This is a genomic window from Mesorhizobium sp. Cs1299R1N3, from assembly GCF_037179625.1.
Lineage (GTDB): Bacteria > Pseudomonadota > Alphaproteobacteria > Rhizobiales > Rhizobiaceae > Mesorhizobium > Mesorhizobium salmacidum.
Map to the genome: position 1 here is coordinate 141662 of NZ_JAPYKQ010000004.1, position 13063 is coordinate 154724.

Sequence of the window (13063 nt, forward strand, 5' to 3'; positions counted from 1 at the left end):
GTCCCGTTGCCGAATTCGGCGCTATTGGATGGTCACCTTGCTCAGGCTGAACAGCGTGCCGGTCGGCGTCGGCACGAAGCCGGCGATGTTTTTCTGCTGGGCCGTGTAGCTGTAGGAGGTGTAGAGCCAGATCCACGGCGATACCTCGGCGAGGTGCTTCTCGAACGCGGCGAAGATCGCCTTGCGTTTGGCCGGGTCGGTCTCGGCGCGGCCCTGCTGCATCTGGCTGTCCAGTGTATCGTCGATGTAGTTCGCCACCTTCTGCAGATTGCCGGCCTTGGTCCAGTAGCGGTTGTACATGGTGTAGGGGTCGGCGCGGCCGCCATTGAGCGCGATCGCCATGTCGAAATCGCCCTTCAGCCACGCGTCGACATAGACGTTGAGCTCCATCATCTTGATGTCGAGCTTGACGCCGATTTCGGCGAGCTGCGACTGGATGACCTGGGCTTCCGCCGCCGCCGTCGGCGGCTCGCCGGTGGCGCCGATCACGGTCGCCGAAAAGCCGTCGGCAAAGCCGGCCTCGGCCATCAGCTTCTTGGCCTTTTCGACATCGCGCTTATAGCAGAACAACTGGCTCGGATCGGTCGCCAGCGCCGGGATGGTCAGCGGTCCGGTGACCTTGCCTTCGCCCAGCGCGGCGGTGTCCAGCACCTCCTGCCGGTCGATGGCGCAGGAGATCGCCTGGCGCACCTTGAGCTCGGTCATCGGCTTGCGCGATGGGTTGAGCTGCAGCACGTTGTAGGCAAGCACCGGTACACGGTTCAATTGCAGGTTGGCTTCTTTCGGCACCAGCGTGGCGACGAGCGGATCGTTGAGCAGCGCGAAATCGATCTGCCTGGTGCGCATGGCGGCGAGGATCGCCGCCTCATCCGGCAGCACGCTGATCTCGATGCCGTCGACGCCGGTCGCGCCGCCGGCCCAGTCCTTGTTGGCGCTCAGGACTTCCTTGGCGTTGGGGTCCCACTTGTCGAGCTTGAACGGGCCGGAACCGACCGTCTTGGTGCCGATCGAACCGGCCTTGATTTCAGCCGCCGGAACGATGGCCGCGTTGACGTCGCTCATCGCCGTCAGGATCGGCGCGTCGGGCTGCGAGAGGTGGAACACAACGGTCGCCGCATCAGGCGTGTCGATGCTGGCGATCGACAGGAAGTTGGCGCGGGCGGCGGCACCCGTCTTCTCGTCGAGGATGCGCTCGAACGACGCCTTGACGTCGGCGGAGGTCACCGCCGTGCCGTCCTGGAATTTCGCCTTGGGATCGAGCTTGAAGGTCAGTTCCTTGCCGTCCTTCGAGAATTCCCAGGAGGTGGCGATGGCGGGGATGATCTGCAGGCTGGCGTCGAGCCGCACCAGCGGCTCGTAGATGAGCTCCAAAAGCCGAAGCGACGAGAACGCCGTCTGCTTGTGCGGATCAAGCCCGGTGGCGTCCTGCGACCAGGCCATGTGCAGCGTCGCCGCCTGCGCCGAAACCGTGGCGATGCCGAGCATCGCGGCAAGGGTGATGCCCGAAAGCAGCCTTCCTGTAAGATGAACCATTCTCGTCTCCCATTATTGAACTCGATGCCTTGCAGTTTCCGCGGGCCGCTTCCAAGGCACACATGCTTTGGAGTATCGGCCCAGTCTATGCGGCTTGACGCCGTCTTGTCTAAAGCGGCTTCAGCCGTCTTGTCTAAAGCGGCCTCAGCCGTCTTGTCCAAAGCGGCCTCAGCCGTCTTGTCTAAAGCGGCCTCAGGCCGCTTCGTCGCTGATCGCCTTTCGCAGGAACCCTCCGGCCTTGGCCAAAGCAGCCCGCGCCGCTTCGACGTCGAGGCCGGTGATGGTCACCAGGATCGCCAGCTTGACGTCATTGCCGGTCCGGTCGAGCGCCTGCCGCGCCTGCTGCGCGGTGCAGCCGGTCGTCTGCATGACGATCCTGATCGCCCGGGCGACCAGCTTCCTGTTCGACGGGTTCAGGTCGACCATCAGGTTCTGGTAGCTCTTGCCGATGCGGATCATCGAAGCCGTGGTCAGCATGTTGAGCACCAGCTTCTGTGCTGTTCCCGATTTCAGCCGCGTCGAGCCGGTGAGCACTTCGGGACCGACGACCGGCGAGATGGCGACATCGGCGATGCCGGCAATGGCCGATGCCGGATTGCAGGACAGCGCGACGGTCGTCGCGCCGATCTGCTTGGCATAGGTCAGCCCGCCGATCACATAGGGCGTGCGCCCGCTGACCGCGATGCCGACCACCACGTCGTCAGGTACGAGCGTGATGTCCTGCAAGGCCTTGGCGCCCATCTTCGGGTCATCCTCGGCGCCTTCCGTTGAGCGCACCAGGGCGTCGGACCCCCCGGCAATCAGGCCGACCACCATGCCTTCGGGCACGCCGAACGTGGGCGGGCACTCCGAAGCATCGAGAACCCCGAGCCTGCCGCTGGTGCCGGCGCCGATATAGACAAGGCGCGCTCCTTTCTGGAAGGCACGCACGATGCGGTCCACCGCGGCGGCGATTTCCGGCAGCACCTTTTCGACGGCCGCGGGGACAAGCCTGTCCTCGTCATTGATCCTGCGCAGCACGTCGATGGTCGGCATCAGGTCGATGTCGACGGTCTTCGGATTCCGGCCTTCGGAAACCAGCCGGTCCAGCTCAGACATCAACCGTTGCTCAGTCATCCCAATGCTTTCAAACATTCTGCTGCGCGGTCCGGCATGGCTCGACCCGGCAACCGGTGCAGACCGTGGTCCGTCTTCGCAGCTTCTCCTGTTAACTTTGTAGAATTTGATATTCACATCGTCAACAGAGATTTGGAATATTATATTCCTACACTTGCCAGCTATCCCTTGCAGACCGACCTCTTGGCAAGAATGATCACGCCGGACACGGCGTCGCCGTCGGCGGGCTTCAGGCGGCGCCGGACGTCGGGGGAAAGCCAGGGCTCGAGCGGGCTGGCGAGGCCACCCAGCAAGGTCACGCGCGGCGCGCCTTTTTCGAACAGCACCCGCACCAGCGTGTCGATCTGCTCGGCGGCGCTTTGCACGATGCGGCGTCCGGCGGGATCGCCCTGGTCGGCATGGCGCATCACCATGGGTGCAAGCGCGGCATAGTCCGTGGCGCTGGCGCGGTCCATCCAGGCGACGGCCTCCATCGGGTCGCCGGCGAAGCGCTGCATGAGCTCCGCCAGCAGCGCCGTTCTTTCGTGGCGACCGTCGTGGGCGCGCAGCGCCAGTTGCACGGCTTTCAGTCCGAGGTCGGCGCCGCTGCCCTCGTCGGAGATCGGAAATCCATAGCCGCCGGCGCGCAGGTCGCGGCCCTCGACAAAGCCGAGGCCGATCGAGCCGGTCCCGGCGATGACGATGGCGCCGTCCTGGCCCGAATGCGCGCCAAGGCAGGCGCCGACACCGTCGCTGACGAAGTCGATGCTGGCAAAGGGATGCGCGATTGCCCGCAGCGCCTCCAGCGCGTCTTTGCGGCCGATGCCGGCAAGGCCGATGCCGGCATGGATGCGGGCGGTCTCGGCGGGCGTGAAACCTGCTTCATCGATCGCCGCGCCGTAGGCTTTCGCAATGGAGCTCCACGCTGCCTCGATGCCGAGCCGCGTCGTCGCCGGGCCGGACAGGCCTTGTCCCAGCACCGTGCCTTGCGCGTCCTCGAGGCGGGCGCGGCAACCGGTGCCGCCGCCATCGACGCCGAGAAAATAATCCGCGCCGCCGCTCATGCGCCCAGCCGCTCGATGTCGGCGCCGCACAGGCGCAGCTTGCGGTCCAGTTGCTCATAGCCGCGGTCGAGGTGATAGACCCGGTTGATGATGGTCTCGCCTTCACTGACCAGCGCCGCCAGCACCAGCGACACCGAAGCGCGCAGGTCGGTGGCCATCACTTGCGCCCCGCGCAGTTTCTCGCCGCCGCGCACCAGCGCCATGGTGCCTTGCAGCTTGATGTTGGCGCCGAGCCGCATCAGTTCGGGCACATGCATGAAGCGGTTCTCGAAGATGGTTTCGCGCAGCAGCGAGGCGCCCTGCGCGCAGCACATCAGCGCCATGAACTGCGCCTGCAGGTCGGTTGGAAACCCCGGATAGGGTTCCGTGGTGAGGTCGGCTGCCTTGAGAGGCCGGTCGCGCGAGACGATCAGTCCCCGGTCGCCCGGCCAGACGCTGACGCCGGTCGCCTCCAGCAATTGCACCACCGAGGCCATCTGTTCGAGCCGGGCATGCGTCAGCTCAAGCTGGCCGCCGGTGATGGCGGCGGCGATGGCATAGGTGCCCGCCTCGATCCGGTCCGGGATGATGTCGTGACTGGCGGCGTGCCAGTTGGTGTCGCCCGCGATCAGGATGCGGTGCGTGCCTGCGCCCTCGATGCGCGCGCCCATGGCGCTGAGGCAAGCGGCGAGGTCAGCCACTTCCGGTTCGCGCGCCGCGTTCAGGATCTCGGTTTCGCCCTTGGCCGTGGTCGCCGCCATCATGGCGGTTTCCGTGGCTCCGACCGATGGCGACGGGAGCACGATGCGGGTGCCGGTCAACCCGTTCGGCACCGAGGCGACGATCAAGCCGTTCTCGATGGCGATCCTGGCGCCCAGCGCGGCGAGTGCGGCGACATGCATGTCGACCGGCCGCGCGCCGATCGCGCAGCCGCCTGGCAGCGAAACCCGGGTATGGCCGAACCGCGCCAGCAACGGCGCCAGCACGAGCACCGTCGCCCGCATCTTCCGAACCGTGTCGTAGGACGTCTCCTTGGAAATGGCAGCGCTGGTGTTAATGATCGCGGCGTGGGCGGACCGGGTGATTTCGGCGCCGTGAAGCCGCACCACGTCGAGCATGTTTTTGACGTCGGTCACGTCAGGCAGGTTGGTCAGTTCGAGCGGGTAGGGGCTGAGCAGCGCAGCCGCGATCTGCGGCAAAGCGGCATTCTTGGCGCCCGATATGGTGACCGCGCCTTGCAGTCTCTGTCCGCCGACGATCCGCAATCTATCCATGGCTGAAACCTTGAGGGTCACCCCGGCGAACTGCCTGGGAATCCCGGGCGGTGACCCGGGTCGAGCTGAGAATTAATTCTGCGTTCTTGGCTGTCAATTAAAATTGGAATAATTTATTCCTCGTCTTGCAGGTCTGAAGAGCGAGGGGATTTCCGTGTCTGTCTTAAGCAGGATCAATGCCAAGCTCGACGGCATGGCGCCCGGCGATCGCGAGATCGGCCGTTACATCGTCGACAACCCCAACCAGATGCTGCGGCTTTCGACGGCCGAACTTGCGGCCGAGATCGGCCGCAGCCAGTCGAGCGTCGTCAAGTTCAGCCAGAAGCTCGGCTATGCCAGCTATCAGGAACTCAAGCTCGCCGTCAGCGAGGCCAAGGCGCAGGATTGGCAGGTGCCGGCCGGCGTCATCCACGGCTCGATTGAGGTCGGCGATGGCTTTCCGGTCATCCTGAAGAAGCTGATCGGCAGCAAGCTGCTGTCGATGCAGCAGACCGTCGCCGCCAACAGCGAGCGCATCATCTCCAGGACGCTGGAACTGCTGGATGGCGCGCGGCGCATCCATCTGGTCGGCGTCGGCGCTTCCTCGCTGGTGGCGCGCGATTTCTCCTACAAGCTGATGAAGCTCGGCCGCAATGTGCTGCATGACAGCGACAGCCACATCCAGATGGCCAACGCCTCGACGTTGGGGCCTGACGATGTGCTGTTCGCGCTCTCGTATTCCGGCGCCAGCATCGAAACCTTGCGCATCGCCGAGCTTGCAGCCAAGCGCGGCACGACGGTGATCGCCGTCACCGGTCTGCATGACAATCCGCTGAGCCGCGTCGCCGACATCCGCCTCTACACCATCGCCGACGAGGAACGGGCCCGCTCCTCGTCCATCACCGCGCGCGACGCGCAGCTGACGCTGACCGACCTTCTGTTCATCCTGCTGGTACAGAAGCAGCCGGATGCCAACGATTATGTCCACAACAGCGAGGCGGCGGTCACTGTACTGAAGGCCGAGCGGTCGACGTAAAGGGCCTCAGACGCTTTCGAGATAGGTCTCGATCTCGAAATCGCTGACATTCAGGGCAAACGTATTCAATTCCTGGCGTTTGCAGGCGATGAAGGAGTCGCGCAGGATCGCCGGGAAGATCTCCGCCACATGCGTCCCGCCTTCAAAGGTCGCGATCGCCGACGCCCAGTCCGGCGGCAGCTTGGCGGGGACAACGCCTTGCCCGTCCTTCCCCGCCGGATCGCCCGGCGACATCTGCTTCTCGATGCCGATCAGGGCCGCGCCCAGTATCGCGGCAAGCACCAGGTATGGGTTGGCGTCGGCTCCCGAGACGCGATGTTCGATGCGGCGCGCGCCGGTCGGGCCGCCGGGAATGCGGATCGCGACCATGCGGTTCTCGTACCCCCAGGCGACCGCGGTCGGCGCGTAGGATCGCGGGCGCAGCCTCCGGTAGGAATTGAAGTGCGGCGCGAACACCAGCGTGCTTTCGGCCATCGCCGCCAGCAGCCCGCCAACCGCATGGCGCATGATGTCGGAGCCCTGGTCGGTGCCGTCGTCGAACACGTTGCGCCCTTCGTCGCCAACCAGGCTGAAATGAACATGGAAGCCGTTGCCGGCGCGGTCGCCATAGGGCTTGGCCATGAAGCAGGCGGCAAAGCCGTGCTTGCGGGCAATGCCCTTGACCGTGCGCTTGAACAACACCGCATCGTCGGCCGCCCGCAAGGCGTCGGCGACATGGTTCAGGTTGATCTCGAACTGGCCGACGCCGTTTTCGGCAATCGCCGTATCGACGGGAATGCCTTGCGCGCGGCAGGCTTCGTAGATGTCATGGATGAAGGCTTCGAAATCGTCGATCTCGTCGATCGACAGCGCCGCGTCGGAATCGAGACGCCGCCCGGTGACCGGTGAAACTGGTCCGACAGGCCGCTGCGATTGCGGATCGACCAGGTAGAATTCGAGTTCAGTCGCCGCGACGGGAGTGAGGCCGAGCGCCTTGTAGCGATCGAGGATACGGGCCAGTGCCCGCCGGGGATCGCCGAGATAGGGCGCACCGCTTTCGTCGGCGAGCCAGAGCGGGACGAGCGCCGTCGGATGCGCCGTCCATTCCACCGGCAGAATGCCGCGTCCCGTCCATTGGCAAAGCCCATCGGCATCGCCGGTCGAGAAGACCAGGCTGTTGCCTTCGATGTCCTCGCCCCAGACATCGAGCCCGATCAGCGAATAGGGCATGCGCAGCTTGCCTTCCAGCGCCTTGCGCGCCTGCTCGACCGGGATGCGCTTTCCCCGCATGATGCCGTTGAGGTCGCACACCGCGGCCCTCAGGCTCTGGATGTCGCTTCGGCTTTCAAGCCAATTCAAAACGTCCGCAATTGCATCGCTCAATTTCCGTTACCTCTGGTTCCCTGCGGTGCCGCGCCTGAGGCGGCCACCCTATTTCACGACAAGACAGCTGATGAGTTCATGAAGGCATCTCCGACATCAGTCGGAAGAGTTTCCTTCAGTTTTTCAAATCATTAGCTGGTATGTCGGGAGGCATTTCAGGAACCAATTGCGCGATCTGCGATCGCAACATAGCGACAAGACAGGGCAAAGCCAAGTGGCATCTGGTGACGGGTCCAGGAGACGCTGGTCTAGCTCTTCGCTCCCGGAAATCTGGCTTGCCGCAGGATGTGCGCGGCGCCCTCATCGATGTCGCGAACGATGGCCGCCCGCGCCCGCGCGCAGTCCCGCACCTCGATCGCCGCGACGACTTCCTCGTGATAGTCGATGTCCAGAATGGAGGACAGGTCGTCCTCGAACCCCGTGGCGAGGTTTCGCAGAAACGGGCCGACCTGCATCCACACCGTCTCGATCAGGAAGATCATCTGCTCGTTGCCGCAATGGCGATAGATCGAGAATTTGAAGTCGTGGTTCTTCCTGAGATAGTCGCCGATATCGCCCTTGCGGGCCGCCTGGGTCAATTCGGTGCAATGGCGTCGGATCGCACGCAGATTGTTGCCGTTGATGAGTTTCGTCGCAAGCTCGGTCGCCGGGCCTTCGAGGAGCGTACGCACGGCGGTCAATTGCGAGAACCGCTCGGCCGAGATCACCGGCACCTCGACGCTGCCGTTCGGCATCGGGCTCAGCGCCCGCAATGCCTGCAGCCGCATGAAGGCACTGCGCACCGGCATGTCGCTGGTGCCCAGTTCCCTGGCGAGCTTGCGCGAGGTCAGCTTCTGGCCGGGCAGGAATTGGCCCGACATCAGGGCCCGCACGAGCTCCAGATAGACCTTCTCATGCAGAGGCACGGTGTCGACGGCGGTCAAACCGAAATGTGTTCTGTCGGCCATTGGCGGGGGCGCTGCTTCATCCGTTCTGAAAATGACCTGACGACACGCGCCGCGGACAAACCTTGAGCCGGGCACGGCGGGAACACCCAGGCCGCCGATTGATCAGGCATGATAGCCGCTTCGACCGTTGCGCGGCAAGCCAACTGCTGGAGCCGGCGCGGTGCCGCGGGCGCCTACCTTTCCGGGGCTATCGATCCGGGGTCTACCGGCTCGTTTTCGCTGCCAAATGCGCCAGCAAATTCTTGGTGATCCGGCCGACGTCGTTCATGGCATCGCCCGCCGGCAAGGCGCCGCACCAGGCGACCGAACTCGCGCAGAAGATCAGGCCGCCCGAAGGCAGATGGCGCAGCGTCATCTCCGCGCAGCGGCGCCCGTCGCGCTCGCTGTCACCTCCTTCGTACCAGCGGGTGGCGTCATGGACGAAGCTGTCCGGGAAACCGGTCGCGCGCGCAATGACCATGGTCTCGGGGGATGTGCCCAGATGCGGATCCGTGGCGTCGACCTCGTAGCCGGCGGCGCCTCCGAGCACGATGCCATCGTCGCCGAATGTCTCGCTGGCGACGCCGTCGAACAACCACGCGGCCGAGGGCTGACGGCTTTCCGGCGTGCGCGTGAAAGGCCGCGCGCCGTCGAAACCCATCAGCGAGATGGCGACCCCGGTCAGCGAGAACTCGCCGCGCCCGCTGGCGCGCAGATAGCCGCCCGGCTGGTTTGTAATCGACAGTGACTGTTCGGCGATGGCGCCGTCCCAGGTCCGGCCCGCCTCGAGCGGCGAGCGGCGCAGTTCCATCAGATCGTCGTGGAACGCCACCTTGCCGGCAAAGCCGTTGCCGCCGAGATAGGCGATGCTGCCGCCCGCCGCCGCGAACTGGCGCAGCGCATGCTCCATTTCGACCGACATGTATTCGGGGTGGCTGCCGGTGATGACCGCCCCGTAGTCTCTAAGGCCGGCAAGGCCCCGCTCATGCAGGTCGTGGTCGGTGATGAGATCGAAGGCGATGCCATGGCTGTGGCAGAAGCGCAGAAAATGCAGGTCGACCGGCAGATTGTGCGGACAGCCGCACAGCGGATAATTGTAGTCGTCGCGCAGCGTCGCCTTCGGCTTCCTGGTGGAACAGATCGACACGCCGCTGAGGTCGCTGTGGTAGTCGTAGAGCGACTTCAAATTGTTATCGATCGCGAAGCTGTGGCCGCGATCCTCGCACCTCCATTCGTAGAGATGCGCCGGCAGGAATTCATCCGCGTAGGCGAGGTAGGTGGCCGTCGGCACCAGGAACACCAGTGGCGCGCGGCGTGCCGACGAAGTGATGAAGAAGACGATACGCTCCGACCCTTGGTCGTGACCGACCTCGAAGGCATAGACCCCGGGCGGCGCCTCGGCGGGAACCTGCAATTGGCAGGAGGCGGGCCACTGCAACGCGCCCATGTCGTCGTCGTGGCAGTGCACCGCGTCATAATGCGACGGCACCAGGCGGGGGTCGAAACTCGACCCGTCCCAGCGCCGCGAGGTCATGCAGAAGGCGGGCTGGTTGATCGTTTCCAGGAAGAGGACGCGATCGGTGCCTGTCGAGGCGAGCGGGCCGCCCGGCAGCAGGGTCGGAAACGTCCAGGTGACACGACCAGCCGCGGTTTGCAGCGAGATCGCGGAGAACTTCGCATTGAGCGACCTGACATCGTTTGCCGCGCTGGTGCCGAAGACCATGTCACCAGGCAGGCGCCGCCACGGCAGGTCGAATCCATGATCCAGGTGAAACGGCGACAGGAGATCGTCCGAGTCGATCCGCAGCACGGTCGCGCCATCTTTCGACGAAATCTCGACCTTGAGCCAGGTGTTCGCCGGCAACGCAACGCCGCTATCGAGCGACTTGCCGTCGTGGCCTGATGTCAGCCGTCCGTCCTGCAAGCCGAGGCGCAGGTTGCCGCTCTCGAACAGCACGCGGGCGCAATCATTGCGGGTCAAGTACACTTCGAAGGCGACGCCTTCGATCTCGGTGGCCTTGGCCAGTTCGGTCGCCGCAACCCGGAGGAAGGATCCATGATCGAAGTCACGATGCGATACGGCATTTCCTGTCGGCTCGACGCGCCAGTTCATCGGCTCGGCCGCGGGTGTGTCGAGCCGCACGATCCTGATGTAGCGTACCTTCCGCGACGACGAGACATGAAGGGCGACCGGTGTTCCGGCCGCCGTATGCCAGGGAACGGTATAGCCTGAGACGGCCAAGGCGCCGTGATCGACGGGGCGTTTCATCGCCGCAAAGGTCCGTGCCGCGATCCCGGCGGTCGCAATCTCATGGATGGCAAACTGGACAATTCCTTCATATCTTTTCGGGTTCTGGAGGGGATATATACCCTCTAGCTTTGATTGGTGACGAAGTCCGCAGAGATCTCCTGGCCATTGGGACGATCGGCAAAGGCGGGTTCTGCCCAGCCATCTCCAGGCATCTGTCGTGGTGCCTGATCTGCGACGACACTATCGCGATCACCCAGGACCGGACGGTCGGTCGCGTGGGGTTCGGCCTCTTCATCACAAATCTTGACCTTCCCGCACTTGCACGTCCGGCCGCTCTCTGGCTTTTTGGGTTATCCATCCGAACGGACTGATTCGCGTCATGCCGCTCGATTGCAATGTCTACGGGCAGTCTGCTTGTGGGCCGTGAAGCGCACGCAGTTGGCGAAGGAGAAGCAGGCATGGCCGAGTTCAAGAAGCCGGAAATCTCCGAGATGAGACCCAAGATCACTGTTATCGGCGTCGGCGGCGGTGGCGGCAACGCGATCAACAACATGATCGTCGAACAGCTTCAGGGAACCGAGTTCATTGCCGCCAACACCGATGCCCAGGCGCTGACCATGTCGAAGGCGACGCGGCTGATCCAGCTTGGCGCGCACGTCACGGAAGGGCTTGGCGCCGGCTCGTTGCCCGAGATCGGCCGTGCCGCTGCCGAAGAATCGCTCGACGAGATCATGGATCATCTGGCCGGCACCCACATGTGTTTCGTCACTGCCGGCATGGGCGGCGGCACCGGAACCGGTGCGGCCCCGATTATCGCCCAGGCGGCGCGCAAGGCCGGCATCCTGACTGTAGGCGTCGTCACCAAACCGTTCACCTTCGAGGGCAGGCGCCGCATGCAGATGGCTGAAGAGGGCATCGAGCGGCTGCGCGAGGCCGCCGACACCGTGATCGTGATCCCCAACCAGAACCTGTTCCGCATCGCCGATGCCAAGACCACCTTCGCCGATGCCTTCGTGATCGCCGACCGGGTGCTCTATGCCGGCGTCAGCTGCATCACCGACCTCATCGTCAAGGAAGGCCTGATCAATCTTGACTTCGCCGACGTCAAATCGGTGATGCGCGGCATGGGCCGCGCCATGATGGGAACCGGCGAGGCGTCCGGCGACGGCCGGGCGATGAAGGCGGCGGAAGCCGCGATCGCCAACCCGCTGCTCGACGAAATGTCCATGAAGGGCGCCAAGGGCGTGCTGGTCTCGATCTCGGGCGGCAGGGACATGACACTGTTCGAGGTCGACGAGGCGGCCACCCGCATCCGCGAGGAAGTCTACGAGGATGCCGACATCATCGTCGGCGCGATCTTCGACAAGAGCATGGAAGGCCGCTTCAGGGTCTCGGTCGTGGCGACCGGCCTCGATCGTTCGCTCGGCGAGGGTGATGCCGATGCGGGCATCGCGCGCGACCACGCCGGCCAACCGCCACAGCGGACGCTGCAGTAGGGCTTGCTTGATCAGGATTGATTGGGCCCTGGACTAATTTAGTCGGCCCCGCTGCTTCGCGCGGCCATTGTCAGGCTTGCCGCATGGCGACAGCCTCATGGCGACGACAACGGATTGGTTGCCATTAGATATCGCGTCTGTTTACCTGAGCCAGCTCTCGAGGTCCGATATTGCCGGCGATTCGCGGAGGGGAATATCAGTACCCGCAAAAATTCAACATCGACCGGCCATGAAGCGAGTTACGCAAGCTGGCTCGATCTTCATTTCGAGTCATCACGGCCGGAATACGAAGACGCGCTTACCCAAGTTGGAATGCAACGTGGCTGGGACGTGCTCGACGCGGGATGCGGGGGCGGAAGCTTCCTTCCGCTCATCTGCGAGCTGATTGGCCCCAACGGGTCCGTGACAGCTCTTGATCTCGCGCCTGAGAATATTCAACGCGCCGAGAACTTGACTAAGGATGTCCCGGATCGGCCGAAGGTGCGCACCCGCGTCGGCAGCATTCTGTCGCTTCCTTTCAACCATGCTTCCTTCGATTGCGTGTGGTCCGCCAATGTCATGCAATATCTCACGCCGGCGGAATTTCAGCAGGCCACGGATGAGGTAAGACGCGTATTGAAGCCCGGCGGCATCCTCGCCGTAAAGGACTTCGATTCGACGCTTCTGCAGATGCTGCCTATGGATCACGGGGTATTTACCCGCTTCATGACGGCGCGATTGCAGACGTTCCGCGACAAGGGAGTGCTTGGCACCGATTGTGGCTCCTCGCTTCCCAGGCTTTTGCGGGACGCAGGGATGGAGATCGTCTGGCGCAAAGGCTGGCTCGTTGAACGGTGGGCCCCTGCTGGGGAGCACACGCGCAATTATGTACGCGACTTAATCTCCTATTTCACGACTGCAGCGCCGGATTACGGCCTCCCTGAGAGCGATCAGCATTATTGGAAGGAACTGGCAGCAAATCCAGGGAGCCTGCTTGATCAGCCTGATTTCTGCTACCGCGAATTCTTCGTTCTGACGGTTTGCAGGAACGCGGCAATCTAAGAGCACGTCCGTTTTTCAATCAGGGTC

The 13063-nt window shown here is 63.9% G+C and carries 10 protein-coding genes; 3 read left to right on the forward strand and 7 right to left on the reverse strand.

Annotated elements, in window-relative coordinates:
• Positions 1–21: 21 nt before the first annotated feature.
• From O7B34_RS11835 to murA, 4 genes are all read right to left on the reverse strand, one after another.
• Positions 22–1533, reverse strand: a complete 1512-nt coding sequence (locus tag O7B34_RS11835; protein WP_337146245.1) for an ABC transporter substrate-binding protein — start codon at positions 1531–1533, stop codon at positions 22–24.
• A gap of 192 nt (positions 1534–1725) precedes the next feature.
• The gene (gene murQ, locus O7B34_RS11840; protein WP_337146246.1) at positions 1726–2649 is read right to left on the reverse strand and encodes an N-acetylmuramic acid 6-phosphate etherase; all 924 of its coding nucleotides are present in this window, start codon (positions 2647–2649) and stop codon (positions 1726–1728) included.
• Between the two features lie 161 nt (positions 2650–2810).
• A complete protein-coding gene (locus O7B34_RS11845) occupies positions 2811–3692 on the reverse strand; it encodes an N-acetylglucosamine kinase (protein ID WP_337146247.1) in 882 nt (293 codons plus the stop codon).
• Positions 3689–4945 (reverse strand): UDP-N-acetylglucosamine 1-carboxyvinyltransferase, encoded by a 1257-nt coding sequence (gene murA / locus O7B34_RS11850; RefSeq protein WP_337146248.1) that lies wholly within the window; start codon positions 4943–4945, stop codon positions 3689–3691. The genes O7B34_RS11845 and murA overlap by 4 nt, the downstream gene beginning before the upstream one ends.
• Before the next feature lie 154 nt (positions 4946–5099).
• Between murA and O7B34_RS11855 the strand changes: the two genes are divergently transcribed.
• On the forward strand, positions 5100–5960 hold the full coding sequence (locus tag O7B34_RS11855) for a MurR/RpiR family transcriptional regulator (RefSeq protein ID WP_337146249.1): 861 nt from the start codon (positions 5100–5102) through the stop codon (positions 5958–5960).
• A gap of 6 nt (positions 5961–5966) precedes the next feature.
• Here O7B34_RS11855 and O7B34_RS11860 read toward each other — a convergent pair whose 3' ends face one another.
• The 3 genes from O7B34_RS11860 to O7B34_RS11870 form a co-directional block, all read right to left on the reverse strand.
• Positions 5967–7322: a glutamine synthetase family protein gene (locus tag O7B34_RS11860; RefSeq protein ID WP_337146250.1), complete on the reverse strand. Its 1356-nt coding sequence runs from the start codon at positions 7320–7322 to the stop codon at positions 5967–5969.
• 248 nt (positions 7323–7570) lie between these two features.
• Positions 7571–8269 (reverse strand): GntR family transcriptional regulator, encoded by a 699-nt coding sequence (locus O7B34_RS11865; RefSeq protein WP_337146251.1) that lies wholly within the window; start codon positions 8267–8269, stop codon positions 7571–7573.
• Positions 8270–8471: 202 nt separating this feature from the next.
• Complete coding sequence (locus O7B34_RS11870) at positions 8472–10517, reverse strand: N,N-dimethylformamidase beta subunit family domain-containing protein (RefSeq protein WP_337146252.1); 2046 nt, start codon at positions 10515–10517, stop codon at positions 8472–8474.
• Positions 10518–10957: 440 nt separating this feature from the next.
• On the opposite strand from O7B34_RS11870, the gene ftsZ reads away from it, so the two are divergent.
• Together ftsZ and O7B34_RS11880 are read left to right on the forward strand one after the other, a co-directional pair.
• On the forward strand, positions 10958–11995 hold the full coding sequence (gene ftsZ / locus O7B34_RS11875; protein WP_337141431.1) for a cell division protein FtsZ: 1038 nt from the start codon (positions 10958–10960) through the stop codon (positions 11993–11995).
• A gap of 114 nt (positions 11996–12109) precedes the next feature.
• Positions 12110–13036 carry a class I SAM-dependent methyltransferase gene (locus O7B34_RS11880; RefSeq protein WP_337146253.1) on the forward strand — a complete coding sequence of 309 codons (927 nt, stop codon included), beginning with the start codon at positions 12110–12112 and terminating at the stop codon, positions 13034–13036.
• Positions 13037–13063: the final 27 nt, after the last annotated feature.

Coding starts and splice junctions, on each gene's coding strand:
- murA (WP_337146248.1), bottom strand. CDS start 4,945: ATGGATAGATTGCGGATCGTCGGCGGACAGAGACTGCAAGGCGCGGTC.
- O7B34_RS11870 (WP_337146252.1), bottom strand. CDS start 10,517: ATGAAACGCCCCGTCGATCACGGCGCCTTGGCCGTCTCAGGCTATACC.
- ftsZ (WP_337141431.1), top strand. CDS start 10,958: ATGGCCGAGTTCAAGAAGCCGGAAATCTCCGAGATGAGACCCAAGATC.
- O7B34_RS11865 (WP_337146251.1), bottom strand. CDS start 8,269: ATGGCCGACAGAACACATTTCGGTTTGACCGCCGTCGACACCGTGCCT.
- O7B34_RS11835 (WP_337146245.1), bottom strand. CDS start 1,533: ATGGTTCATCTTACAGGAAGGCTGCTTTCGGGCATCACCCTTGCCGCG.
- murQ (WP_337146246.1), bottom strand. CDS start 2,649: ATGACTGAGCAACGGTTGATGTCTGAGCTGGACCGGCTGGTTTCCGAA.
- O7B34_RS11845 (WP_337146247.1), bottom strand. CDS start 3,692: ATGAGCGGCGGCGCGGATTATTTTCTCGGCGTCGATGGCGGCGGCACC.